The sequence below is a fragment of the Variovorax paradoxus NBRC 15149 genome (genome assembly GCF_001591365.1).
Lineage (GTDB): Bacteria > Pseudomonadota > Gammaproteobacteria > Burkholderiales > Burkholderiaceae_C > Variovorax > Variovorax paradoxus.
The window spans coordinates 1,118,957-1,141,040 of record NZ_BCUT01000001.1 but is presented as its reverse complement, the minus strand read 5'-3'; the positions used below and the strand labels follow the sequence as shown (position 1 = coordinate 1,141,040).

The 22,084-nt window shown below is 68.6% G+C and carries 21 protein-coding genes; all 21 read left to right on the top strand.

Going from position 1 to position 22,084, the window contains the following annotated elements:
• Nucleotides 1–16: 16 nt before the first annotated feature.
• The gene (locus tag VPA02S_RS05400; RefSeq protein WP_062362654.1) at nucleotides 17–1,009 is read left to right on the top strand and encodes a PDR/VanB family oxidoreductase; all 993 of its coding nucleotides are present in this window, start codon (nucleotides 17–19) and stop codon (nucleotides 1,007–1,009) included.
• A 19-nt stretch (nucleotides 1,010–1,028) separates the two neighbouring features.
• Nucleotides 1,029–2,342, top strand: a complete 1,314-nt coding sequence (locus VPA02S_RS05395) for an aromatic ring-hydroxylating dioxygenase subunit alpha (protein ID WP_062362651.1) — start codon at nucleotides 1,029–1,031, stop codon at nucleotides 2,340–2,342.
• Nucleotides 2,342–2,830, top strand: a complete 489-nt coding sequence (locus VPA02S_RS05390; protein WP_062362648.1) for an aromatic-ring-hydroxylating dioxygenase subunit beta — start codon at nucleotides 2,342–2,344, stop codon at nucleotides 2,828–2,830. Before VPA02S_RS05395 ends, VPA02S_RS05390 begins: the two co-directional genes overlap by 1 nt.
• A 7-nt stretch (nucleotides 2,831–2,837) precedes the next feature.
• Nucleotides 2,838–4,466 carry an AMP-binding protein gene (locus VPA02S_RS05385; RefSeq protein ID WP_062362645.1) on the top strand — a complete coding sequence of 543 codons (1,629 nt, stop codon included), beginning with the start codon at nucleotides 2,838–2,840 and terminating at the stop codon, nucleotides 4,464–4,466.
• On the top strand, nucleotides 4,463–5,635 hold the full coding sequence (locus VPA02S_RS05380; RefSeq protein ID WP_062362641.1) for a thiolase family protein: 1,173 nt from the start codon (nucleotides 4,463–4,465) through the stop codon (nucleotides 5,633–5,635). Before VPA02S_RS05385 ends, VPA02S_RS05380 begins: the two co-directional genes overlap by 4 nt.
• On the top strand, nucleotides 5,632–6,885 hold the full coding sequence (locus tag VPA02S_RS05375; protein ID WP_062362639.1) for an SDR family NAD(P)-dependent oxidoreductase: 1,254 nt from the start codon (nucleotides 5,632–5,634) through the stop codon (nucleotides 6,883–6,885). Before VPA02S_RS05380 ends, VPA02S_RS05375 begins: the two co-directional genes overlap by 4 nt.
• Before the next feature lie 16 nt (nucleotides 6,886–6,901).
• Nucleotides 6,902–7,717 (top strand): cyclase family protein, encoded by an 816-nt coding sequence (locus VPA02S_RS05370; protein ID WP_062362636.1) that lies wholly within the window; start codon nucleotides 6,902–6,904, stop codon nucleotides 7,715–7,717.
• A 145-nt stretch (nucleotides 7,718–7,862) separates the two neighbouring features.
• Nucleotides 7,863–8,585 (top strand): SDR family NAD(P)-dependent oxidoreductase, encoded by a 723-nt coding sequence (locus tag VPA02S_RS05365; protein ID WP_062362633.1) that lies wholly within the window; start codon nucleotides 7,863–7,865, stop codon nucleotides 8,583–8,585.
• A 53-nt stretch (nucleotides 8,586–8,638) separates the two neighbouring features.
• On the top strand, nucleotides 8,639–9,805 hold the full coding sequence (locus VPA02S_RS05360; RefSeq protein ID WP_062362630.1) for an ABC transporter substrate-binding protein: 1,167 nt from the start codon (nucleotides 8,639–8,641) through the stop codon (nucleotides 9,803–9,805).
• A 333-nt stretch (nucleotides 9,806–10,138) separates the two neighbouring features.
• Nucleotides 10,139–11,284 carry an ABC transporter substrate-binding protein gene (locus tag VPA02S_RS05355; protein WP_062362627.1) on the top strand — a complete coding sequence of 382 codons (1,146 nt, stop codon included), beginning with the start codon at nucleotides 10,139–10,141 and terminating at the stop codon, nucleotides 11,282–11,284.
• 21 nt (nucleotides 11,285–11,305) lie between these two features.
• Complete coding sequence (locus tag VPA02S_RS05350; protein WP_062362624.1) at nucleotides 11,306–12,631, top strand: aromatic ring-hydroxylating dioxygenase subunit alpha; 1,326 nt, start codon at nucleotides 11,306–11,308, stop codon at nucleotides 12,629–12,631.
• Nucleotides 12,628–13,095 (top strand): aromatic-ring-hydroxylating dioxygenase subunit beta, encoded by a 468-nt coding sequence (locus VPA02S_RS05345; RefSeq protein ID WP_012746646.1) that lies wholly within the window; start codon nucleotides 12,628–12,630, stop codon nucleotides 13,093–13,095. Before VPA02S_RS05350 ends, VPA02S_RS05345 begins: the two co-directional genes overlap by 4 nt.
• A gap of 43 nt (nucleotides 13,096–13,138) precedes the next feature.
• The gene (locus tag VPA02S_RS05340; protein WP_062362622.1) at nucleotides 13,139–14,302 is read left to right on the top strand and encodes an ABC transporter substrate-binding protein; all 1,164 of its coding nucleotides are present in this window, start codon (nucleotides 13,139–13,141) and stop codon (nucleotides 14,300–14,302) included.
• Nucleotides 14,303–14,345: 43 nt separating this feature from the next.
• Nucleotides 14,346–15,401 (top strand): branched-chain amino acid ABC transporter permease, encoded by a 1,056-nt coding sequence (locus tag VPA02S_RS05335; protein WP_062362619.1) that lies wholly within the window; start codon nucleotides 14,346–14,348, stop codon nucleotides 15,399–15,401.
• Nucleotides 15,398–17,185, top strand: coding sequence for a branched-chain amino acid ABC transporter ATP-binding protein/permease (locus tag VPA02S_RS05330; protein WP_062362618.1), 1,788 nt, complete (start codon nucleotides 15,398–15,400; stop codon nucleotides 17,183–17,185). Before VPA02S_RS05335 ends, VPA02S_RS05330 begins: the two co-directional genes overlap by 4 nt.
• The gene (locus VPA02S_RS05325) at nucleotides 17,182–17,913 is read left to right on the top strand and encodes an ABC transporter ATP-binding protein (protein WP_012746650.1); all 732 of its coding nucleotides are present in this window, start codon (nucleotides 17,182–17,184) and stop codon (nucleotides 17,911–17,913) included. The genes VPA02S_RS05330 and VPA02S_RS05325 overlap by 4 nt, the downstream gene beginning before the upstream one ends.
• Entirely contained in the window at nucleotides 17,903–19,510 is a 1,608-nt protein-coding gene (locus VPA02S_RS05320) for an ATP-dependent acyl-CoA ligase (protein ID WP_062362615.1), read from the top strand. Before VPA02S_RS05325 ends, VPA02S_RS05320 begins: the two co-directional genes overlap by 11 nt.
• Nucleotides 19,507–20,268: an SDR family NAD(P)-dependent oxidoreductase gene (locus VPA02S_RS05315; RefSeq protein WP_062362612.1), complete on the top strand. Its 762-nt coding sequence runs from the start codon at nucleotides 19,507–19,509 to the stop codon at nucleotides 20,266–20,268. Before VPA02S_RS05320 ends, VPA02S_RS05315 begins: the two co-directional genes overlap by 4 nt.
• Before the next feature lie 52 nt (nucleotides 20,269–20,320).
• On the top strand, nucleotides 20,321–21,097 hold the full coding sequence (locus VPA02S_RS05310) for an SDR family NAD(P)-dependent oxidoreductase (protein ID WP_012746653.1): 777 nt from the start codon (nucleotides 20,321–20,323) through the stop codon (nucleotides 21,095–21,097).
• Nucleotides 21,097–21,624: a MarR family winged helix-turn-helix transcriptional regulator gene (locus VPA02S_RS05305; protein WP_062362609.1), complete on the top strand. Its 528-nt coding sequence runs from the start codon at nucleotides 21,097–21,099 to the stop codon at nucleotides 21,622–21,624. Before VPA02S_RS05310 ends, VPA02S_RS05305 begins: the two co-directional genes overlap by 1 nt.
• Nucleotides 21,624–22,082 carry an acyl-CoA thioesterase gene (locus VPA02S_RS05300; protein WP_062362607.1) on the top strand — a complete coding sequence of 153 codons (459 nt, stop codon included), beginning with the start codon at nucleotides 21,624–21,626 and terminating at the stop codon, nucleotides 22,080–22,082. Before VPA02S_RS05305 ends, VPA02S_RS05300 begins: the two co-directional genes overlap by 1 nt.
• Nucleotides 22,083–22,084: the final 2 nt, after the last annotated feature.

Sequence of the window (22,084 nt, the reverse complement as noted above, 5' to 3'; positions counted from 1 at the left end):
AGACAACGGACGCACGATGACCGCTCCCACCGCCACGCTCCAGCTTCGCGTTGCCGAAGCGCGCCAGCTCAATCCGCTGATTCGCATGCTGCGCCTCTGCGCCGAAGACGGCCGCGCGCTGCCCGGCTTTGCGGCCGGCGCGCACATCCGCGTGCAGGTCTCGCTGCCGGACGGCAGGACCGACTGGCGCCACTATTCGCTGATCAACTTTGCGACGGCGCGCAACGCCACCAATGCGCCGACGGAATACGTGATTGCCGTGCGCAAGGAGGCCGAGGGCCGCGGCGGCTCGCGCTTCATGCACGAAGGACTGAACGAGGGCGACACGCTCGCCATCGAGGCACCGAAGAACGACTTTCCGCTGCACACCGGCCCCGGCGGCTCGGTGCTGGTGGCGGGCGGCATCGGCGTCACGCCGCTTGCCACCATGGCCGCACGCCGCCGCGCCGAGGGTGCCCCGGTGCGCATGCACTATGCCGGCCGCAGCCGCGAGCTGATGGCCTTCCTGCCCGAGCTGCAGGCGCTGCTCGGCGACGACCTGCGCGTGCATGCCGACGCCGAAGCCGGCGCGCCGCTCGACATCGACGCGCTGCTCGACGGCGTGCCCGCCGGCGACCGCCTCTACGTCTGCGGCCCCAAGGTCATGCTCGACGCCGTGCTGGCCCGCACCCAGGCGCGTGGCTGGGAGCACGACCGCGTGCACTTCGAGCTGTTCACCGAGCCGGTCGCGGAAGAAGGCGACCAGCCCTTCGAGGTGGAGCTTGCCCAATCGGGCCAGCGCTTCACCGTGCCGGCCGGCCAGAGCATCCTCGACTGCCTGATCGAGCACGGCTGCGACCCGATGTTCGACTGCAAGCGCGGCGAATGCGGCGTGTGCGCCGTGCCCGTGCTCGAAGGCGAGATCGATCACCGCGACTACGTGCTGACCGCGCGCGAGAAGGCGCAAGGCAATGTCATGCAGATCTGCATCTCGCGCGCCAAGGGTGCGCGCCTGGTGCTCGACATCTGAAAGAGGAGCCACGAGAACCATGACCTCGTACCGAGACAACCCCGATGCGATCCGCGCGCTGGTCCAGGACGACCGCGTGCACCGCGACCTGTACACCAGCCAGGAGCTGTTCGAGCTGGAGCAGGAACACTTCTTCGCCAACACCTGGAACTACGTCGGCCACGAGAGCCAGCTGCCCAAGCCCGGCGACTGGATCAGCAACGAGATCGCCGGCCGCCCGCTGATCGTCGCGCGCCACTCTGACGGCAGCGTGCGCGCGATGATGAACCGCTGCGCCCACAAGGGCTCGCGGCTGGTGAACGGGCCTTGCGGCAACACCGGCAAGTTCTTCCGCTGCCCCTACCACGCCTGGACCTTCAAGACCGACGGTTCGCTGCTGGCCATTCCGCTCAAGACCGGCTACGAGAACACCGCGCTGCACGAGTGCGAATCGGCCAAGGGCCTGACCACGCTCAGGTATGTGCGCAGCCACCGCGGCTTCATCTTCGTGAAGATCAGCGATGCGGGGCCCGACTTCGATGACTACTTCGGCGATTCGCTGAGCTCCATCGACAACATGGCCGACCGTTCGCCCGAGGGCGAACTGGAAATCGCCGGCGGCTGCCTGCGCTTCATGCACCAGTGCAACTGGAAGATGTTCGTCGAGAACCTCAACGACACCATGCACCCGATGGTGGCGCACGAGTCGTCGGCCGGCACCGCCAAGCGCATGTGGGCCGACAAGCCCGAAGACGAACCCAAGCCCATGGCGGTGGAGCAGTTCGCGCCCTTCATGTCCGACTACAAGTTCTTCGAGGACATGGGCATCCGCACCTACGACAACGGCCACAGCTTCACGGGCGTGCACTTCAGCATCCACAGCAAGTACAAGGCGATCCCGGCCTACGACGACGCCATGAAGGCGCGCTACGGCGAGGCAAAGACCGCGCAGATCCTCGGCATGGCACGGCACAACACGGTGTATTACCCGAACCTCACGATCAAGGGCGCGATCCAGGCGATCCGCGTGGTCAAGCCGATCTCGGCCGACAGGACGCTGATCGAGAGCTGGACCTTCCGCCTGAAGGGTGCACCGCCCGAGCTGCTGCAGCGCACCACCATGTACAACCGGCTCATCAACTCGCCGTTCTCGGTGGTGGGGCACGACGACCTGCAGGCCTACCGAGGCATGCAGGCCGGCCTGCATGCGAGCGGCAACGAGTGGGTGAGCCTGCATCGCAACTACGACCCGTCGGAGCTGAAGGGTGGGGAGATCACCACCGGCGGCACCAACGAGCTGCCGATGCGCAACCAGTACCGCGCGTGGGTGCAGCGCATGACGGAGACGATGTGATGGCCGGCACCGAAGTCACCCGCCAGGACCTGATCGACTTCGTCGTGAACGAAGCGCACCTGCTCGACACCCGCCGCTACGAGGAGTGGAACGCACTCTTCACCGACGATGCCTTCTACTGGGTGCCGCTGGTGCCCGACCAGGAAGACGGCCTCAACCACACCTCGCACCTCTACGAGGACAAGCTGCTGCGCGAACTGCGCATCGAGCGGCTCAAGAGCCCGCGCGCGTTTTCGCAGCAGCCGCCGAGCCGCTGCCATCACCTGCTGCAGGTGCCGGTGGTCGAGCAGTTCGACGCCGAGGGCAATCGCTTCGTGCTGCGCACCGGATTCCACTACACCGAGTCGCAGGGCGACGAACTGCAGTTCTATGTCGGCACCTTCTTCCATCACCTCACCGTGCGGGACGGTGCGCTGCGCATGACGCTCAAGCGCGTGAACCTGCTCAACTGCGACGCGGCGCTGCCGGCCGTGCAGCTTTTCATCTAGGGACGCGATGCAACACGCCACCGTCCATCAAGTTTTCGCAGCGACTGCCGAGCGCACGCCGGAGGCTGAGCTTTTGTTCACTGAATCGGTGACCGCGGCCGCCTACGGCATTGCGGCCGGCGCCACTCGCTGGGGCGAGGCCGTGGCCGAGGTCGAGCGCCTGCGCGCGGCCTATGCGCAAGCCGGCTATGGGCACGGCCACCGCGTCGGCTTGCTGCTGGAGAACCGGCCCGCGTTTCTCTTCCATTGGTTCGCGCTCAATGCGCTGGGCGCGAGCGTGGTGCCGATCAATGCCGAGATGCGCTCGGCCGAACTGGCCTACCTGATCGGCCACAGCGAAATCGGCCTGGCCGTGACGCTGCCCGAGCGCGCTGCCGACCTGCACGCGGCGGCTGCACAGGCCGGTGTGGCCTTCGAGACCATGGGCCCCAACGATGCGGTGCCGAGCGCGAAGACGGCCGCACCGCGGGCGCATGAGCCTGTCGGCATCGACACCGAATGCGGCCTGCTCTACACCTCCGGCACCACCGGCCGCCCCAAGGGCTGCATCCTGAGCAACGCCTACTTCCTGCGTGCCGGCGAGTGGTATGCCGCGCTCGACGGCGTCTGCAGCATCCGGCGCGACGCCGAGCGCGTCATCACGCCGCTGCCGCTCAACCACATGAACGCGATGGCCTTCTCCACCATGGTGGTGCTGGTCGCGGGCGGCTGCCTGGTGCAGCTCGACCGCTTCCATCCGAAGAGCTGGCTCGCGAGCGCACGCGAAAGCGGCGCGACCATCGCCCACTACCTGGGCGTGATGCCCGCGATGCTGCTTTCCGCACCGGCATCGGCGGCCGACCGCGACCATGCGATCCGCTGGGGCTTCGGCGCCGGCGTGGACCGCAAGAACCACGCACCTTTCGAAGAGCGCTTCGGCTTTCCGCTGGTCGAGGCCTGGGCCATGACCGAGACCGGCGCGGCCGCCTGCATTATGGCCAACCAAGAGCCGCGGCTCGTGGGCACGAGCTGCTTCGGGCGGCAGGAAGACTTCGTCGAGATCCGCCTGGTGGGCGAGGACGGCAGCGACGTTGGCACCGATGCCCCGGGCGAGTTGCTGGTGCGCTCGGCCGGCGACGACCCGAAGCGCTACTTCTTCTCCCGCTACCTGAAGGACGACGAAGCCACGCGCGAAGCCTGGGCCGATGGCTGGTTCCACACCGGCGACCTCGTGCGCCGCGATGCCGAAGGCAACTTCTTCTTCGTCGACCGCAAGAAGAACGTGATTCGCCGCAGCGGCGAGAACATCTCGGCCGTCGAGGTGGAGAGCGTGCTCAACCAGCACCCGGCGGTGAAGGCCTCGGCCGTGGCTGCCACGCCCGATGCGGTGCGCGGCGACGAGGTGCTGGCCTGCATCGTGATGCGCGAGGAGGTCGCCGATGCCACGCAGCGCGAGCAGATCGCCGCCAGCATCGTCGAGCATGCGCTTGCGCAGCTGGCCTACTACAAGGCGCCGGGCTATGTCGCCTTCGTCGACGCATTGCCGCTCACGCCGTCGCAGAAGATCCAGCGCGGCCAGCTGCGCGAGATGGCGCAGTCGCTGCCGGGCCAGGGCCATTGCATCGACACGCGCTCCATGAAGAAGAGGCAGGCATGACGAAACGACGACTCTCCTACGAAGGCGTCGCGGTGGCCGTGCCCATCACCGTGCCCTATGTGCGCTACTCCACGCGCACCGCGCACTGGTTCATCGGGCAGGCCATCGAGGCGCTGGTCGAAGCCAGCGGCGTGGCCAAGGAACAGATCGACGGCCTGTGCCTCAGCAGCTTCTCGCTCGCGCCCGACACGGCCGTGGGCGTCACGCAGCACCTGGGCCTTTCGCCGCGCTGGCTCGACCATGTGCCCACGGGCGGCGCCTCGGGCGTGATGTGCCTGCGCCGCGCGGCGCGCGCCGTGCAGGCGGGCGATGCCGACATCGTGGCCTGCGTGGGGGCCGACACCAACCATGTCGACTCCTTCCGCCAGACGCTGGGCAGCTTCAGCAACTTCGCACGCGATGCGAGCTATCCCTACGGTTCGGGCGGACCCAACTCGATCTTCGCGTTCATCACGGCCAACTACATGCGCAGCTACGGCGCTCGGCGCGAGGACTTCGGCCGCATCTGCGTGGACCAGCGCACCAATGCGCTCGGCAATCCGAACGCGATGTTCAAGAAGCCGCTCACGCTCGACGAATACATGGCCGCGCGGCCCATCTCGGACCCGATCCACCTGTTCGACTGCGTGATGCCCTGCGCGGGCGCCGACGCCTTCCTCGTGATGAGCGAGGAGCGTGCACGCGACCTCGGTCTTGCGCATGTGGTGATCCGCGGCGCCATCGAGCGCCACAACGCCTATGCCGACGATCCGGTGATGGTGCAGGGCGGCTGGCGCATGGACCGCGACGATCTGTATGCGCAGGCCGGCGTGCAGCCCGCCGCGCTCGACTTCGTGCAGACCTACGACGACTATCCGGTCATCGTGATGATGCAGTTCGAGGACCTGGGCTTCTGCGAGAAGGGCGAGGGCGCGGCCTTCGTGCAGGCCAACACGATGACCTTCGACGGCAGCTTTCCGAACAACACGAGCGGCGGGCAGCTCTCGGGCGGGCAGGCCGGCGCGGCGGGCGGCTTTCTTGGCATGGTCGAGGCGATCCGCCAGTTGACCGGCCAGGCCGGCCCTCGGGCGGTGCCCGACGCGCAGCTGGGCCTCGTCGCCGGCTTCGGCATGGTGACCTACGACCGCTGCCTCTGTACGGGCGCCGTCATTCTCGGGAGACCCGCATGACGATGCCCCTGATGCGCCCCCCGCGCAAGAACCCGGTGCTGCGCACCCGGCAGATGAACCTGCCGCCCGGCGCGCGCGGCCGCGTGGCGCTCGGCCTCACGGCGGCCGCGGCCGAAGGCCGCTTCGAGCTGCAGACCTGCGACCGATGCGGCACGGTGCAGTACCCACCGCGCGAGGTCTGCCACAAGTGCCTCTCGGCTGCTCTGCGCTGGCGTGCGCAGAGCGGCGAGGGCGAACTGCTCGGCAGCACCACGCTGCACCACAGCAACGACCTGTTCTTCCGCGAGAGGCTGCCCTGGCGGCTGGGCCTGGTGCACCTGGATGCCGGCCCGACGCTCATGGTCCACCTGCATGGCGAGGTCGGCGATGCGCCGCAAAGAGTGCGCGTGGGCGCCCGGCTCGACCGCGCGGGCCAGGCCGTCCTCATTGGTTTTCCGTTTGAAGGGAGTCCCCACATGGCCGACGACAAGATGCTGCGTGAAATGACCAGCGACCCCAAGTTCCGCAAGGTACTGGTGACCGACGGCAAGACCGAGGTCGGCCAGGCCATCGTGCGCGCGCTGGTGAAGGCCGGCGCCGACATCGTCTGGGTCGGCCACGCCGAGCCGTGGAAGAAGATGGGCGAGGGGCTGGACGACATCTCGGCGCTGCCTCAGGTCACGCTGGTGCCGCTGGACCTGACCAACGGCCGGCAGGTGACCGAGCTCGCGGGCTCCATCGGCGGCAAGGTCGACATCGTGATCAACAACGCCGAGGTCCACCGCACTTTCGGCATCGGCGCGCGCCGCGGCACCGACGTGGCCAAGGCCGAGATGGACATCAACTACTTCGGCCTGCTGCGCCTTGCGCAGGAGTTCGGCCCCGCGCTCAAGGGCCGCTCGGCCGACGGCGCGACGGGCGCCACGGCCTGGGTCAACCTGCTGTCGATCTACGCGCTCAGCAACTTCCCGCCGCACGGCACCTTCAGCGCCTCGAAGGCGGCCGCGCATTCGCTTGCGCAGTGCCTGCGCGCCGAGATGCGGCCCGCCGGCATCCGCGTGATCAACGTGTTTCCCGGCCCCATCGACGACGAGTGGAACCAGCACACACCGCCGCCGAAGCTCGCGCCCACCGCGCTGGCCAATGCCATCGTCAAGGCGCTGCGCGACGGTGTCGAGGACGTGTATCCGGGCGACGTGGCGCAGGAGTGGCTGGAGCGCTGGCGCGACAACCCCAAGGTGCTCGAACGCGAGCTCGCGGCAGGCGGCTGAGAACAGGAGCCACACGATGACCACAACCACCACCGAACTGATGTCCGCCGCCGAAATCCTCGGCGGCCTCGTGACCGCGATGGCCAGCGGCCGCATCCGCGTGATCGACCTCACGCAGACGCTCACGCCCGAGTTCCCGCAGATCGCCTTGCCGCCCGAGATGGGCCAGTGCTGGCCCTTCCGCATCGAGGAAGTGTCGAAGTACGACGAGCGCGGCCCGGGCTGGTACTGGAACAATTTTTCCTGCGGCGAGCACACGGGCACGCACTTCGACGCACCGATCCACTGGATCTCGGGCCGCGACCTGCCGAACAATTCGGTCGACACAATTCCGGTGCAGAACTTCGTGGCGCCGGCCTGCGTGATCGATTGCTCGGCCGACGTGCAGGCGAACGACGACTACCTGCTGAGCGTGGCCGACATCGAGCGCTACGAGGCGGCGCATGGCCGCATTCCGAAGGGCGCATGGGTGTTGATGCGCACCGATTGGTCCAAGCGCAGCGACCCCGAGGCCTACCAGAACTTCGACGAAACAGGCCAGCACACGCCCGGCCCGAGCACCGAGGCCGTGCGTTTTTTGGTCGAGCAGCGCGACGTGCTGGGCTTCGGCTCGGAAGCCATCGGCACCGATGCCGGGCAGGGCTACCACCTGCGTCCGCCGTATCCGTGCCACTACTACATGCACGGCGCGGGCCGCTACGGGCTGCAGTGCCTGAGCAACCTCGACCTGCTGCCGCCCTCGGGCGCGGTGCTGATCTGCCCGCCGCTCAAGATCGAGAAGGGCAGCGGGAGTCCGCTGCGTGTGCTGGCGCTGGTGGGAGCCCCGCTATGACTCGCCGTTCCCGCATTGGCTTTGGCTCCTTCTCCCGCTCGCGGGAGAAGGCGGGGAATGAGGGGGCCTGCGAAGGCCTCAGGGGTCACCCTCACCCCAACCCTCTCCCGCAAGCGGGAGAGGGAGCAACACGGGGAGAGCGCGCATGAACAAGGTAGCTGCAGTCACCGGCGGCAGCGCCGGCATTGGCAAGGCCATCTGCGAAGACCTGCTCGCGCAGGGCTACGAAGTGATCTCGCTCGCACGCCGCAAGTCCGGCATCGACCACCCGAAGCTGCACAGCATCGAGGTCGACCTGAGCGACCGCGCCGCCACCGGCGAGGCGGTGCGCGAACTGGTCGATCGCTTTGCGCCGACCACCATCGTCCACAACGCCGGCGTGATCCGCGCGGCCTTGCTGCCCGAAGTGAAGCTCGACGACCTCGATGCGCTGGTCGACCTGCACCTGGGCTGTGCGATCCAGCTGGTGCAGGGCGCATTGCCTGCGATGCGTGCGCAGCGCTTCGGCCGCGTGGTGCTGCTGTCGTCGCGCGCCGCGCTCGGCCTGGCCACGCGCACCAGCTACTCCGCGACCAAGGCCGGCATGCTGGGCATGGCGCGCACCTGGGCGCTCGAACTCGCTGCGGACGGCATCACCGTGAACGTGGTGGCGCCGGGCCCGATCCGCACCGACATGTTCTACGACGTGGTCGAGGCCGGCAGCGAGAAGGAACGCGCACTCGCCGCCTCCGTGCCCGTCAAGCGCCTTGGCGAATCGGCCGATGTGGCACGCGCCGTGCGTTTCTTCGCCGACCCGGACAGCAGCTTCATCACGGGCCAAGTGCTCTACGTCTGCGGCGGCACCAGCGTCGGCAGCCTTGCTCTCTAGTCATCACCGCGTTCACTCGTTCCGTTCAAAAACATCACCTCTGGAGCATCGCCATGAAAGTCCTGAACCGATTCCGTGCCATCGCGGGCATTGCCGCGGCCTTTGGCGCCCTGAGCGCCGCGGGCGCGTGGGCCGCCGATCTCAAGGTCGGCTTCATCACGTCGCTGTCGGGACCAGTGTCGTCGCTCGGCATTCCCTACGAGAAGGGCATGAAGGCCGCGCTCGCCTACAAGGCGGATGTCGGCGGCCGCAAGATCCAGCTGGTGCAGCTCGACGATGCATCCGATCCGTCCACCGCCGCGCGCAATGCCCGCAAGATGATCGATGAGGACAAGGTCGACGTCATCATCGGCACCGCAGGCTCGCCCGGTGCGCTGGCCATTGCCGGCGTGGCGCGCGAGACGAAGACGCCGCTGATCTCGATCGCCAACGCCAACCTGCCGGGCGAGGAGGGCGCCTGGATGGTCACGCTGCCGCAGCCCGCGCCGCTGATGGTGAGCGCGGTGGTCGAGCGCATGAAGAAGTCGGGGGTGAAGACGGTCGGCTACATCGGCTTTTCCGACGCCTGGGGCGACCTGGTCTACGACGCGCTGCAAAAGAGCGCGGAGCCCGCAGGCATCAAGATCGTCTCGAACGAGCGCTATGCGCGCGCGGATTCGTCGGTGACCGGCCAGGTGCTCAAGATCGTGGCGCTGCGTCCTGACGCGGTGATCACCGGCACCTCGGGCACGCCGGGCGCACTGCCTTACCTGGCGCTCGCGGAGCGCGGCTACAAGGGCCAGATCTACGGCATGCACGCACTGATCAACCCCGACTTCGTGCGTGTGGGCGGCGCCTCGGTCGAAGGGCTGCTGGCGCCGACCGGCCCCGTGATCGTGGCCGAGCAGCTGCCGAGCGAGAACCCGATCCGCAAGGTGTCGATGGAATTCCGCGCGGCCTACCAGAAGGCCAACGGCGCACCGCCGACCGATGCCTTCTCGGCCTACACCTTCGATGCCTGGCTGCTGTACCTCGATGCGGCCCAGCGCGCACTCGCCACCAAGGCCGAGCCCGGCACGCCGCAGTTCCGCCTGGCGCTGCGCGACGCCATCGTGAGCACCAAGGAGCTGGTGGGCACGCACTCGGTCTACAACTTCAAGCCGACGGACCGCTATGGCTCCGATGAACGGTCGCGTGTTGTCGTGAAGCTGGAGAAGGGGCAGTGGAAGCTGGTTCCTTGATATGACGGCTTGCTTTTTTGATCGTCGCGGTGCGGGTGCGGGTCATTCGGGGCGCGCTCCCGCCGACGGGGTACCTTGCTCCGCGAATGTCCCCCGGCCTTCGGCCTCCTCCTTGATTTCGCTGCGCAAGGCACCCCATCGACGGGAGCGTTGTGCGGAGGGGTCGTTGATCAGCTGTGCATCCAGAGCGTGTCCTCGTGCACAGGGCATCGGGTGCTCCCCGCAGCGAAATCAAGGAGGAGCCGAAGGCGGAGGACATTCGCGGAGGGGAGTACCCGGTGGCCTGTGCACACGCCCTGAACAGCAGCGCAAAACAACCTTGGAGCACCAACAATGAAACAGAACCTGACCCGAATCCTGGCACTCACCGCAGCAGCACTCGCGACCGCGCAAGCCATGGCGGCCGACCTGAAGATCGGTTTCATCAGCTCGCTCTCGGGCCCGGTCGCTGCACTGGGCGTACCGTACGAGAAGGGCATTCGGGCCGCCATTGCCGAGCATCCCGAGATCGGCGGCCGCAAGGTCCAGCTGATCGTGCTCGACGATGCCTCCGACCCCACCACCGCCGGGCGCAACGCGCGCAAGCTCGTGGTGGAAGACAAGGTCGACGTGCTGATCGGAACCTCGGGCGTGCCGGGCGCGATGGCCATTGCGTCCGTGGCGCGCGAACTCAACACGCCGCTGATCTCGCCCACGCCCGTCACCATCCCCGGCCCCGAAGGCGCGTGGACCGTGACCGTGTCGCAGCCATTCCAGCTCATGGTCGCGGGCGTGGTCGAGCGCATGCAGAAGTCCGGCGTGAAGACCGTGGCCTTCATCGGTTTCTCCGACGCGCTGGGCGACCTGGCCTACGACTCGCTCGTGAAGAGCGCCGATAAGGCCGGCATCAAGGTGGTGGCGAACGAGCGCTATGCGCGCAGCGATTCGTCGGTGGCCGGGCAGGTGCTCAAGATCGTCGCGCAGCGGCCCGATGCGGTGTTTGCCGGCAACTCGGGCACGCCCGGCGCGCTGCCCTACCTCGCGCTGGCCGAGCGCGGCTACAAGGGAAAGATCTACGGCACGCATGGCCTCATCAACGCCGACTTCGTGCGCGTGGGCGGCGCTTCCATCGAAGGCCTGCAGGTGCCCAGCGGCCCCGTGCTGGTGGCCGACCAGTTGCCCGACAGCAACCCGATCAAGAAAGTGTCGATGGGCTTTCGCAGCGCCTACCAGAAGGTCAACGGCGCGGTGCCGACCGATGCCTTCTCGTCCTACACCTACGACGCCTACCTGCTGCTGGCCGATGCCGCCTCGCGCACCAAGGGCGAACCGGGCACTCCGCAGTACCGCAGCGCACTGCGCGACGCCATCGTGGCCACCCGCGAGCTGGTGGGCACGCACGGCATCTACACCTTCAAGCCCGACGACCGCTATGGCTCCGACCAGCGCGGCGTGGTGATCGTGCAGATGAACAAGGGCCAGTGGAAGCTGGTCCCCTGAAAGAAACCTGAGCGCCCGCCGATGACCAGCTACCGCCATCATCCGGACCGCATCGCCGCGCTCGTGCAGAACGACCGCGTGCACCGCGACCTGTACCTGAGCGAGGAGATCTTCGCGCTCGAACAGGAGCACCTGTTCGCGAACACCTGGGTCTATCTCGGTCACGCGAGCCAGGTGCCGGAGCCGGGCGACTTCGTGGCGCAGGACATTGCGGGCCGGCCGCTGCTCATGGTGCGCCAGCCCGACGGCGCGGTGCACGTCATGTACAACCGCTGCGCCCACAAGGGCACGCAGCTCGTGACCGACGAATGCGGCAACACCGGCCGCTTCTTTCGCTGCCCGTATCACGCCTGGACCTACAAGCTCGACGGCGCACCGCTCGGTGTGCCGCTGAAGAACGGCTACGAGGGCACGCAGCTCAAGGCCTGCGAGTCGGGCCGGGGGCTCTCGGTGGTGAAGCACGTGAAGGTCTACCGCGACTTCGTCTTCGTGCGGCTCGCGGACAGCGGCCCCTCGTTCGAAGACTACTTCGGTGAGGTGCTCGGCGCCATCGACAACATGGTCGACCGCTCGCCCGAGGGCCGGCTCACGGTGGGCGGCGGCGTGCTGCGCAACATCGTCCACTGCAACTGGAAGATGTATCTCGAGAACATCAACGACACGGTGCATCCGATGTCGACGCACGAGTCGGCCACCAAGGCGGCCGAGGCGCTGTGGGAAGGCCATGCCCCTTCTGACCCCAAGCCGATGGCAATGGAGCAGATCCTGCCCTTCGGATCCGGCTACGAATTCTTCGACAAGATGGGCGGGCGGGTGTTCGCCAATGGCCACAGCGTGCTGGGCGTGAACTTCAGCATCCACTCCAACTACGCCCAGCTGCCCGAGTACGAAGCTGCGATGCGCGCCGCCCATGGCGAGGAGCACGCGGCCGAGATCCTGCAGCGCTCGCCGCAGAACTCGGTCTTCTATCCGAGCCTGTCGGTCAAGGGCTCGCCGCAGGCCATCCGCGTGATCCGCCCGCTGGCCGCGGACCGCACGCTCATTGAAGCCTGGAGTTTCCGCGCGGCAGGCGCGCCCGAACTGCTGTTCGAACGCGCGATGAACTACAACCGGCTCGTGTTCTCGCCGATGTCGGTGGTCGCGCATGACGACGTGCACCTGTTCGAGAGCATCCAGCAGGGCCTGCGCGCGGGCGGCAACGAATGGGTGAGCCTGCACCGCAATTACGACGCGGCTGAACTCGCGCAATCGACCCTCACCACCAACGGCACCAACGAACTGCTCATGCGCAACCAGTTCCGCGCCTGGGCGAAGTCGATGGTGGCGGGCATGGAGGCCGCGGCATGAACGACGATCCGCGCGATTTCGTGGCGCATGAGGCCGCCTTGCTCGACGAGCGGCGCTTCGACGACTGGCTGGCGCTCTTCACCGAGGACGGCCACTACTGGATACCGCTGCTCGGCGCCGCGCAGGCCGATCCGTTCTCGCACAACTCCCTTGCCTACGAAGACCGGCTGCTGCTGCAGTTGCGTGTGGATCGCCTGAAGAACCCGCGCGCCCATTCGCAGCATCCCGCGAGCCACAGCCAGCATGTGCTGCAGCCTTCGCGCATCGAGGAAGAAGCGAGCGGCGCGGTCCGCCTGCGCACGCCTTTCCTCTACGTCGAAGCGCGCGGCGAATCGCAGATCCTGCTGACCGGCACCGCCCGCCACCACCTCGTGCGCACGCCCACGGGCTGGGCCATCCGCGAGAAGCGCATCGACCTGCTCAACGCCGCGCGCGCCTTGCCCGCGATCCAGCTGTTCATCTGAGTTTTCCGTTCCTTTTCTCCATCCATCTCACCGGAGCTACGACATGAAGAGCCTGATGCTGACCTTGACGCGCGGTGCCATCGCCGCGGCGCTGACCGCCTGTGGTGTTGCGAGCGTGCTGGCGGCCGACCTCAAGGTCGGCCTGAGCGTGTCGTTGTCGGGGCCCAACTCCTCGCTGGGCGTGCCCTATGCCAAGGGCATGCAGGCCGCGCTGGCCTACAAGCCGGAAGTCAACGGCCGCAAGGTGCAGCTCATCGTGCTGGACGACGGCTCCGACCCCACCACGGCCGGGCGCAATGCACGCAAGCTGATCGAGGAGGACAAGGTCGATGTGCTGATGGGCACCTCGGGCGTGCCGGCCGCCATTGCCATGGCGCAGGTCGGCAAGGAAGCCAAGGTGCCGATGATCGGCCTCACGCCCATCCTGCTCGATGCGGCCGAGAACCCCTGGGTCATGACGGTGGCGCAGCCCACGCAGCTGATGATCGATGCGGTGGTCGAGCGCATGAAGCGCAACAACGTCAAGACCGTGGGCTACATCGGCTTCACCGATGCCTGGGGCGACCTGGTCTACAACGCGCTGATGAAGGCCGCGCCCGAGGCCGGCATCAAGGTGGTGAGCAACGAGCGCTATGCGCGCGCCGATGCCTCGGTGACCGGGCAGGTGCTGAAGATCGTGGCGCTTCGGCCCGACGCGGTAATGACCGGCGGCGCCGGCACGCCGGGCGCGCTGCCCTTCCTTGCGCTGCAGGAGCGCGGCTACAAGGGCGGCGTGTACGGCCAGCACGGGCTGATCAACCCCGACTTCGTGCGCGTGGTCGGTGCCGCGGGCCAGAACGCGCTGATGCCCACCGGCCCGGTGATCGTGGCCGAGCAGCTGCCCGACAGCCATCCGACCAAGAAGATCGCGACCGATTTCCGCGCGGTGTTCCAGAAGGTCAACAACGCGCCCACCAGCGATGCCTTCTCGGCCTATTCCTTCGACGGCTGGCTGGTGTTTGCCGATGCCGCTTCGCGCGCCATGAAGAAGGCGGAGCCGGGCACGGCCGAGTTCCGCGTCGCGCTGCGCGATGCCATCTTCAGCACCAAGGAAGTGGTGGGCACGCACGGCGTCTACAGTTTCAAGCCCGGCAGCCTCTACGGCGTGGACGAACGCGCCCGCGTGATCGTCAAGCTCGACAACGGCCAGTGGAAGCTCGCACCTTGAACCATTTCATTCCAACAACAACGATATTGCGAGGGGCTTTTCCATGACATGGGACGTGGCGCTGATTCTCGTCACCGATGGCCTGGCCAACGGTGCCGTCTATCTGCTGGCCGGGCTCGGGCTGGTGCTGATCTTTTCCGTCACGCGGGTGGTCTTCGTGCCGTTCGGCGACATCGCGGCCTTCGCGGCGCTGTCGCTTGCGGCCTTCGAGACCGGCCGTGTACCGCCGACCATCGGCATGGTCGCCGTGCTTGCGGCGCTCGCGCTGGCAACGGAAATCGGCAGCCTGCTGCGGCGCGGCGAGGCCGCGCGCATTCCCAAGGCGTTGCTGATGTGGGGCGTGCTGCCTGCGATTCCGTGTGTGCTGGCCTGGCTGGCGGCTCGGCCCGGCGTGCCGGTGGCGGTGCACATTGCCGTGGCCGTGCTGCTGGTGGTGCCCATTGCGCCGCTGCTCGCGCGGGTGGTGTTCCAGCCGATCGCGGATGCCTCGGTGCTGGTGCTGCTGATCGTCTCGCTGGCGCTGCACTTCCTGCTGTCGGGCCTGGGGCTCCTGTTCTTCGGCCCTGAAGGCTCGCGCACCACGCCGCTCACCAGCGCGGTGTTCACGCTGGGCGACGGCTTCACGGTCAGCGGCCAGGTGGTGCTGATGGTGGGGGCGGCCATCGTGCTGAGCGGCCTCTTCTTCCTGGTGTTCGAGCGCACGGTGGCGGGCAAGGCGCTGCGCGCCACGGCCGTCAACCGCGTGGGCGCGCGGCTGGTCGGCATCCGGCCGGTGCGCACGGCGCTGCTGGCCTATGGCTGCGCCTCGCTGCTGGCCGGGCTCATCGGCGTGCTGATCGCGCCGGTGACCACCATGTACTACGACTCGGGCTTCATCATCGGCCTGAAGGCCTTCGTGGCCGCGATCATCGGTGGGCTCGTGAGCTACCCGATGACGGCCGTGGGCGCGCTCGCCGTGGGCGTGGTGGAAAGCTTCGCCTCGTTCTGGAGCGGGGCGCTGAAGGACGTGATCGTGTTCAGCCTGCTGATCCCGGTGCTGATGCTCAGGTCGTTCATGGCGGCCCATGCCGAAGAGGAAGAAGACGAGGTGGACCAATGAACGCGAATTCCAAACGCACGGCATGGATCGCGGCGGTGGTCGCCGTGCTGGCCCTGGTGCCGGCGGTGGCGGGCAGCTTCACGGTCTCGCTGCTCAACGACATCGGCATCGGCGCGCTGGTGGCGCTCGGGCTGGTGCTGCTCACCGGCGTGGGCGGCGCGACCTCGTTCGGGCAGGCGGCCTTCGTAGGCATCGCGGCCTACGCCACGGCCTGGCTCACCACCACGCAGGGCCTGTCGCCATGGATCGGCCTCTTGTTCGCGCTGCTGCTCACGGGCCTGTCGGCGCTGGCCATCGGCATGCTCACGCTGCGGCTGGGCGGGCACTTCCTGCCGCTCAGCACGATCGCCTGGGGCCTGTCGATCGCGATGCTGTTCGGCAATGTCGATGCGCTCGGGCGCCACACGGGCCTGTCGAACATTCCGGCGCTACGCATCGCGGGCTGGTCGCTGGCCGATCCGCGGTCGATGTACTACCTGATCTGGGTGCTGGTCGGGCTGGCCTGCCTGTTCAGCCACAACCTGCTGCAGTCGCGGCCGGGGCGCGCGATCCGCGGACTGCGCGGCGGTGCCACGCTGCTCGCGAGCGTGGGGGCCGACGCCTACCGCGTGCGGCTCACGCTGTTCGTCACGGCCGCGCTCTTCGCGGGGCTGGCGGGCTGGCTCTATGCGCACATGAACCGCTTCGTGAGCCCGTCGCCCTTCGACGTGCGCGCGAGCATCGAGTACCTGCTGATGGCGGTGGCCGGCGGGCTCGGGCAGCTGGCCGGCGCGCTGGTAGGCGCCGCGCTGGTGCTGGTGCTCAAGAACGGCCTGCAGGACGTGCTGCCGATGCTCACGCAGCGCGCGGGCCAGCTGGAGGCCGTGGCCTTTGCGACGCTCTTCATCCTGCTGCTGCACTTCGCGCGCGGCGGCCTCATGGGCCTGCTGCGGCGCTGGACGCGCCGCCGCGCCGGCACGCAAGCTGCCTCGCGCCACGAGGCGCCCGCGGTCGATCCGCTGCCGCACCGTCAGCTGCCCGCGCGCGGCACGCAGGTGCTGTCGGTGAAAGGCGTGGTCAAGCGCTTTGGCGGACTGGTGGCGGTCAACGACGTGAGCTTCGAAGTGAACGCGGGCGAGATCGTGGGCCTGATCGGGCCCAACGGCGCGGGCAAGTCGACCATGTTCAACCTGCTGACCTGCACGCTGCCGATGAGCGCGGGCCAGGTGCGCTTTCTCGACCACGACATCGCCGGCATGCCGCAGCGGCAGGTGGCGCGGCTGGGCTTGGCGCGCACCTTCCAGCACGTGAAGCTCAGGCCGCACATGAGCCTCTTGGACAACGTGGCGCTGGGCGCGCATTCGCGCACGCGCTCGGGCATCCTGAAGGCGGGCCTGCGGCTGGACCGCAAGGAAGAGATGCAGATCCTGCAGGAGGCGCAGCGCCAGCTCGACCGCATCGGCCTGGGCGACCGCGCGCACGAGCTCGCGGGCAGCCTGCCACTGGGCACTCAGCGCATCCTGGAAATCGCACGTGCGCTGGCCGCCGACCCGGTGCTGCTGGTGCTCGATGAGCCCGCGGCGGGCCTGCGCCGCAAGGAAAAGATGGCGCTCGGCGACCTGCTGCGCAAGCTGCGCGAGGAGGGTGTGACCATCCTCATCGTCGAGCACGACATGGACTTCGTGATGAAACTGGTGGACCGTCTGGTGGTGATGAACTTCGGCTCCAAGCTCGTGGAGGGCGTGCCGTCGGCGGTGCGCGCCGACGAGCGCGTGCAGGCGGCTTATCTTGGGAGCGTGGTATGACCGCGATGCTGGAGATCGGCGACCTGCATGTGTCCTACGGGCAGGTGGAGGCAGTGCGCGGCGTGTCGCTCGACCTGCAGCCGGGGCAGATCATCTCGGTGATCGGGCCCAACGGCGCGGGCAAGACCACGCTGCTCGCGGCGGCGATGGGGCTGCTGCCCTGCAAGGGCACGCTCCGCTTCGAGGGCGAAGACCTGCAGGGCCTCGACGTGGAGGCGCGCGTGGAGCGCGGCCTGTGCCTGGTGCCCGAGAAGCGCGAGCTGTTCGGCGAACTCACCGTGCTCGACAACCTGCAGCTCGGCGCCTATGCCAAGCGGCTGCGCGGCGACGCCATGAAGAAGCGGCTGCAGTCGGTGTACGACCGCTTTCCGCGCCTGGCCGAGCGCCGCGCGCAGCGCGCCGACACGCTCTCGGGCGGCGAGCGGCAGATGCTCGCGGTGGGCCGCGCCCTGATGTCCGCGCCGCGCCTGCTGATGCTCGACGAGCCCAGCCTCGGCCTCGCGCCGCTGATCGTGCGCGACATTCTTTCCATCGTGCGCAAGCTGCGCGAAGACGGCGTCTCGATCCTGCTGGTGGAGCAGAACGCGCGCGCCGCGCTCGAGACCTCGGACCACGGCTACGTGCTGGAAACCGGCGAGATCGCACTGTCGGGCGCATCGGGCGAACTGGCCAGCGACCCGCGCGTGCAGGCCACCTACCTTGGCGGAGGCACGCACGATGACGAGTGAAGCGCGCGCGCTGCCGCCGGGCCAGCGCACGCTGCCCGCGATGCTGCAGCGGCAGTCGGAACGCTTCGCCGGGCGCCCGCTGCTGCGGATCGCGGGCCGGCAGTGGACGCATGGCGACGCGGCCGAGGCGGCTGCGGTGCGCGCCGGCGCGCTGGCCGAGGCCGGCGTGGTACGCGGCGACCGCATCGCCGTGATGTGCGGCAACCGCATCGAGTTTCTCGAGACCTTTCTGGGTGCCGGCTGGCTAGGCGCCTCGGTGGTGCCGGTCAACACTGCGTCGATGGGGCCGCAGATCGAATACTTCCTTGCCAACAGCGAGGCGAAGCTGCTGGTGATCGAGGCGGGCTTTCTCGAGCGGCTGGCGACGGCCGACCTGGGGCGCACGGCACTGCGCGAACTCTGGATCGTCGGCGAGGCGCCTGCTTCATGGACGCCGCCTGCGGGCGTTCGCGCCTCCAGCTACCCGCAAGGCGCACAGGCCATCGCACCGGCCGCGGTGCAGCCTGGCGATCCGCTCGCCATCCTCTACACCTCGGGCACCACCGGCCCGGCCAAGGGTGTGGTCTGTCCGCATGCGCAGTATTTCTGGTGGGGCGTGAACAGCGCCGAAGTGCTCGGCGTCGGCCGCGACGACGTGCTGTGCACCACGCTGCCGCTGTTCCACATCAACGCGCTCAACACCTTTGCGCAGGCCGCGCTGACCGGCGCCGAGGTGGTGTTCGAATCGCGCTTCTCGGCCTCGGGCTTCTGGCCGTCGATGCGCGCCAATGGGGCGACCGTGGTCTACCTGCTGGGCGCGATGGTGCCGATCCTGCTGGCCCAGCCCGAGGGCGAAGGCGAGCGCGATCACCGCGTGCGCATCGGGCTCGGGCCGGGCGTGCCCTCGGCGGCCGGGCAGGCCTTCAGGGCGCGCACCGGCGTGGCGCTGCTCGAAGGCTATGGATCGACCGAGACCAACTTCGCGATTGCCACCGCGCCGGATTCGCCGCGCGGCGGCGTCATGGGCTGGCTGCGCCCCGGCTTTCAGGCGCGCGTGGCCGACGAGGGCGATGTGGAGCTGCCCGCAGGCGAACCCGGCGAATTGCTGCTGCGCGCGGACGAACCCCACGCCTTTGCGAGCGGCTACTTCAACATGCCCGAGAAGACGGTCGAGGCCTGGCGCAACCTCTGGTTCCATACCGGCGACCGCGTGGTGCGCGATGCCGATGGCGCCTTTCGCTTTGTCGACCGCATCAAGGACGCGATACGCAGGCGCGGCGAGAACATCTCGTCCTTCGAAGTCGAGCAGGTGCTGCTGAGCCACCCCGGCGTGGCCTCCTGCGCCGTGTACCCGGTGCAATCCGAACTGGCCGAGGACGAGGTGATGGCCGCGCTGGTGCCGCGCGAAGGCCAGCGCATCGACCCGGCCGAACTGGCGCGCTTCTGCGAGAGCCGCCTGCCGTACTTCGCGGTGCCGCGCTACATCGACGTGCTGGCCGACCTGCCGCGCACCGAGAACGGCAAGGTGCAGAAGTTCAAGCTGCGCGAGCGCGGTGTCAGCGAACAGACCTGGGACGGACGGCCCGCTGCCGTTCGTCCCCCGGCAAGGACCGCATGAGTTCCACGCCGCCACCGCTTGCCGGCCAGGCCGCATTCGTGACCGGCGCGGGGCAGGGCCTGGGTGCCGCCATTGCGCGCGGATTGGCCGAATCGGGTGCGCGCGTGGTGCTTGCCGATGTCGACGCAGGCAGCGCCGAATTGGCGGCCGCGGGCCTGCGCGCCGCGGGCGCCGACTGCGTCGCCATGGAACTCGACGTGCGCAGCGAGCCGGCGTTCGTACGCTGCTTCGAGGCGGCCGTGGCCCGCTTCGGCGCCATCGACCTGCTGGTCAACAACGCCGCGCGCACGCCGTTCACCTCGCCCTGGGACATCACGCCCGACGAGTGGGACGACGTGCTGGCCGTCAACCTGCGCGGCAGCTTCTTCGGCTGCCGCATTGCCGGACGGCACATGCGCGAGCGCGGTTCCGGGCGCATCGTCAACCTGGCGTCGCTGGCGGGCCAGCAGCCCAGCGCCGCAACCGGCGTGCACTATGCGGCCAGCAAGGCGGCGCTGCTGGCACTGACGCGCAGCTTCGCGCAGGAACTCGCACCGCAGGGCGTCACGGTGAATGCACTGGCGCCGGCAGCGGTTCGCAGCCCCGCGCTCGATGCGCTGGATCCGGTGTGGCAGCAGGCGCTGAAGGCCGCCATTCCGCTCGGCCGCTTCGGCGAGGCCGAAGAGGTGGCGGCCGCCGTGGTCTACCTCGCTTCGCCCGCGGCGGCCTTCATGACGGGCGCCACGCTGGACCTCAACGGCGGCCGCTTCATGCGCTGAACAGGCGATGCGCCGCACACGCTAAAATAGTTCAGAACTAAATCATTCAGGTATGCACGCAAATTCACTGACCGGCCGCCATGCCCTCGTCACCGGCGCCGCGCGCGGCATCGGCGCCGAGATCGCCCGCACCCTGGCTGCCGAGGGCGCAACGCTCACGCTGCTGGGACGCGACCTCGATTCACTCCGGCGCGTGGCCGCGACGCTCGCGGGCCAGGGCCACGGCGTGGCCGCAGCGGACGTGGCCGACGCCCAGGCCGTGCAGTCGGCCTTCGCGCTGGCGCGTGCCGAGCGCGGGCCGCTCGCCATCCTCGTCAACAACGCGGGCGCGGCCGAGAGCGCGCCTTTTCTCAAGACCTCGGCCGAGCTCTGGCAGCGCATGCTGTCGGTGAACCTCACCGGCACGTTCCTGTGCACGCAGGCCGCGCTGCCCGACATGCTCGAAGCCGGCTGGGGCCGCATCGTCAACATCGCCAGCACCGCGGGCCAGAAGGGCTATGCCTACGTCGCGGCCTATGCGGCGGCCAAGCATGGCGTGGTCGGGCTCACGCGCTCGCTCGCGCTCGAGGTGGCACGCAAGGGCGTCACGGTGAACGCGGTGTGCCCCGGCTACACCGACACCGACATCCTGCGCGCGAGCGTTGCCAACGTGGTGGGCAAGACCGGCCGCAGCGAAGCCGATGCGCTGGCCGAGTTCTCCAGCGCCAATCCGCAGCGGCGCATCGTGCAGCCCGCCGAAGTGGCCGACGCGGTGCGCTGGCTCTGCGGGGAGGGCGCCGCGTCCGTCACCGGGCAGTCGGTCTCGGTGTCGGGCGGGGAGGTGATGTGATGCGCAACGACGCCTCGCATGCCGCGCTCAGCGACGCCGAGGAGCTCGGCCACGAGGCCCGCGCCGGCCGCGAAGACCACGCCATGCTCAGGCTGTGGCTGCGCATGCTCGCCAGCACCACGCAGATCGAGGCCGAGATCCGGCGCCGGCTGCGCGAGCGCTTCGGCATCTCGCTGGCGCGCTTCGACTACATGGCCCAGCTCTACCGCTATGAAGAGGGCCTGAAGATGCGCGTGCTGTCGCGCTACCTGATGGTGACGGGCGGCAACGTCACGGGCCTGACCGACGAACTCGAGCGCGACGGCCTGGTGGCGCGCGCCCACAGCCCCGACGACCGCCGCTCGTGGATCGTGAGCCTCACGCCCAAGGGCCGCGCGAGTTTCGAGGCCATGGCCAAGGAACACGAGCAATGGATCCTCGAGATGTTCTCGGGCCTCGACATGAAGACCGTCAGGCAGATGCACGCCCAGCTCGGCCAGTTGCGCGTGCACGTGATGCGCAGCGAGCCTGCGGGCGAGGAGGGCTGATGGCGGCCAGCACTGGCGAACCCGAGGCGCCCCAGGCCGAGTTCCAGCGCGCGCGGATGATCCGCTTTTCCGATTGCGACCCCGCGGGCATCGTCTTCTATCCGCAGTACTTCGTCATGCTCAACGGCCTGGTGGAAGACTGGGTGAGCGAAGGGCTCGGCGTTGACTACCACGCGCTCATCGCGAAGCGGCGCATCGGCCTGCCGACGGTGCGGCTCGAGGCCGACTTCCGCGCCGTGAGCCGCATGGGCGATCAAGTCATGCTGGGCCTTGCGGTGGAGCGGCTGGGCTCGCGTTCCATGACGCTCGCGCTGCGCTGCTTCGACCCCGCCAGTGGCGAGCTGCGCATGCAGGTCAAGCAGGTGCTCGTGACCACCTCGCTCGAGAGCCATCGCTCCGTGGAAATTCCGCCAGACCTGCGCACGGCCATCCTGCGCAGCGCGCCCTCGCTCGCCTGAAG

Excerpts from the sequence above, each read along its gene's own strand:
- VPA02S_RS05375 (WP_062362639.1), top strand. The coding sequence starts at position 5,632 with ATGACGATGCCCCTGATGCGCCCCCCGCGCAAGAACCCGGTGCTGCGC.
- VPA02S_RS05320 (WP_062362615.1), top strand. The coding sequence starts at position 17,903 with ATGACGAGTGAAGCGCGCGCGCTGCCGCCGGGCCAGCGCACGCTGCCC.
- VPA02S_RS05310 (WP_012746653.1), top strand. The coding sequence starts at position 20,321 with ATGCACGCAAATTCACTGACCGGCCGCCATGCCCTCGTCACCGGCGCC.
- VPA02S_RS05325 (WP_012746650.1), top strand. The coding sequence starts at position 17,182 with ATGACCGCGATGCTGGAGATCGGCGACCTGCATGTGTCCTACGGGCAG.
- VPA02S_RS05355 (WP_062362627.1), top strand. The coding sequence starts at position 10,139 with ATGAAACAGAACCTGACCCGAATCCTGGCACTCACCGCAGCAGCACTC.
- VPA02S_RS05330 (WP_062362618.1), top strand. The coding sequence starts at position 15,398 with ATGAACGCGAATTCCAAACGCACGGCATGGATCGCGGCGGTGGTCGCC.
- VPA02S_RS05335 (WP_062362619.1), top strand. The coding sequence starts at position 14,346 with ATGACATGGGACGTGGCGCTGATTCTCGTCACCGATGGCCTGGCCAAC.
- VPA02S_RS05365 (WP_062362633.1), top strand. The coding sequence starts at position 7,863 with ATGAACAAGGTAGCTGCAGTCACCGGCGGCAGCGCCGGCATTGGCAAG.
- VPA02S_RS05360 (WP_062362630.1), top strand. The coding sequence starts at position 8,639 with ATGAAAGTCCTGAACCGATTCCGTGCCATCGCGGGCATTGCCGCGGCC.
- VPA02S_RS05345 (WP_012746646.1), top strand. The coding sequence starts at position 12,628 with ATGAACGACGATCCGCGCGATTTCGTGGCGCATGAGGCCGCCTTGCTC.
- VPA02S_RS05385 (WP_062362645.1), top strand. The coding sequence starts at position 2,838 with ATGCAACACGCCACCGTCCATCAAGTTTTCGCAGCGACTGCCGAGCGC.
- VPA02S_RS05300 (WP_062362607.1), top strand. The coding sequence starts at position 21,624 with ATGGCGGCCAGCACTGGCGAACCCGAGGCGCCCCAGGCCGAGTTCCAG.
- VPA02S_RS05315 (WP_062362612.1), top strand. The coding sequence starts at position 19,507 with ATGAGTTCCACGCCGCCACCGCTTGCCGGCCAGGCCGCATTCGTGACC.
- VPA02S_RS05400 (WP_062362654.1), top strand. The coding sequence starts at position 17 with ATGACCGCTCCCACCGCCACGCTCCAGCTTCGCGTTGCCGAAGCGCGC.
- VPA02S_RS05370 (WP_062362636.1), top strand. The coding sequence starts at position 6,902 with ATGACCACAACCACCACCGAACTGATGTCCGCCGCCGAAATCCTCGGC.
- VPA02S_RS05380 (WP_062362641.1), top strand. The coding sequence starts at position 4,463 with ATGACGAAACGACGACTCTCCTACGAAGGCGTCGCGGTGGCCGTGCCC.
- VPA02S_RS05340 (WP_062362622.1), top strand. The coding sequence starts at position 13,139 with ATGAAGAGCCTGATGCTGACCTTGACGCGCGGTGCCATCGCCGCGGCG.
- VPA02S_RS05390 (WP_062362648.1), top strand. The coding sequence starts at position 2,342 with ATGGCCGGCACCGAAGTCACCCGCCAGGACCTGATCGACTTCGTCGTG.
- VPA02S_RS05350 (WP_062362624.1), top strand. The coding sequence starts at position 11,306 with ATGACCAGCTACCGCCATCATCCGGACCGCATCGCCGCGCTCGTGCAG.
- VPA02S_RS05305 (WP_062362609.1), top strand. The coding sequence starts at position 21,097 with ATGCGCAACGACGCCTCGCATGCCGCGCTCAGCGACGCCGAGGAGCTC.
- VPA02S_RS05395 (WP_062362651.1), top strand. The coding sequence starts at position 1,029 with ATGACCTCGTACCGAGACAACCCCGATGCGATCCGCGCGCTGGTCCAG.